The sequence below is a fragment of the Mesorhizobium sp. P5_C1 genome, assembly GCF_054049815.1.
On the sequence record NZ_JBFULQ010000955.1, the window covers coordinates 1 to 1,342 of the forward strand.

The window sequence follows — 1,342 nt, forward strand, 5'->3', positions numbered from 1 at the left end:
TGTCAGGCGCTGACATTGCCCTTCTTTTCCTTCTGCTCGGAGTAGATATAGAGCGGCCGGGCACTGCCGGTAACCACCTCTTCCGAAATAACCACTTCGCGAACGCCTTCGAGCGCGGGAAGTTCGAACATCGTGTCGAGCAGGATCGCTTCCATGATCGAGCGCAGGCCGCGCGCGCCGGTCTTGCGCTCGATGGCGCGCTTGGCGATCGCCGACAGGGCGTTCTCGTGGAAGGTCAGGTCGACATTTTCCATCTCGAACAGCCGCTGATACTGCTTGACCAGCGCGTTCTTCGGCTCGGTCAGGATCTGGATCAGCGCCGGCTCGTCGAGGTCCTCCAGCGTCGCCAAGACCGGCAGACGGCCGACAAATTCGGGGATAAGACCGAATTTCAAGAGATCCTCGGGCTCGACCAGGCGGAAGACGTCGCCGGTGCGGCGATCCTCGGGCGAAGCGACGATGGCGCCGAAGCCGATCGAGGTCTTCCGGCCGCGATCCGAGATGATCTTGTCCAACCCGGCGAAAGCGCCGCCGCAGATGAACAGGATGTTGGCGGTGTCGACCTGCAGGAATTCCTGCTGTGGGTGCTTCCTGCCGCCCTGCGGCGGCACGGAGGCGACGGTACCTTCCATGATCTTCAGCAGCGCCTGCTGCACGCCCTCGCCCGACACGTCGCGGGTGATCGAGGGATTGTCGGACTTGCGCGAAATCTTGTCGATCTCGTCGATGTAGACGATGCCGCGCTGCGCCCGCTCGACATTGTAGTCGGCCGACTGCAGCAGCTTGAGGATGATGTTTTCGACATCCTCGCCGACATAACCGGCTTCGGTCAGCGTCGTGGCATCAGCCATGGTGAAGGGCACGTCGATGATGCGGGCCAGCGTCTGCGCCAGCAGCGTCTTGCCGCAGCCGGTCGGGCCGATCAGCAGAATGTTCGACTTGGCCAGCTCGACATCGTTGTTCTTGCCGGCATGCGCGAGGCGCTTGTAGTGGTTGTGGACGGCCACCGACAGCACGCGCTTGGCGTAGGGCTGGCCGATAACGTAATCGTCGAGAACCTTGAGGATCTCCTGCGGTGTCGGCACGCCCTCGCGCGACTTCACCATCGAGGTCTTGTTCTCCTCGCGGATGATGTCCATGCAGAGCTCGACGCACTCGTCGCAGATGAAGACCGTCGGACCGGCGATCAGCTTGCGCACTTCGTGCTGGCTTTTGCCGCAAAACGAGCAGTAGAGCGTATTCTTGGAATCGCCGCTGTTGTTGCCGACCTTGCTCATTTTCATGTCCTTTCATGGCCGCCCGCCGATGGTCTGGCTGAAAGGGCGCATACTCTCATCTATCG

At 61.5% G+C, this 1,342-nt stretch carries 1 protein-coding gene; it reads right to left on the reverse strand.

Annotated elements, in window-relative coordinates:
- Positions 1-2 precede the first annotated feature (2 nt).
- Entirely contained in the window at positions 3-1,277 is a 1,275-nt protein-coding gene (gene clpX, locus ACXJ7R_RS32945) for an ATP-dependent Clp protease ATP-binding subunit ClpX (RefSeq protein WP_023759839.1), read from the reverse strand.
- Between the last annotated feature and the right edge of the window lie 65 nt (positions 1,278-1,342).

Excerpts from the sequence above, each read along its gene's own strand:
- clpX (WP_023759839.1), bottom strand. The coding sequence starts at position 1,277 with ATGAGCAAGGTCGGCAACAACAGCGGCGATTCCAAGAATACGCTCTAC.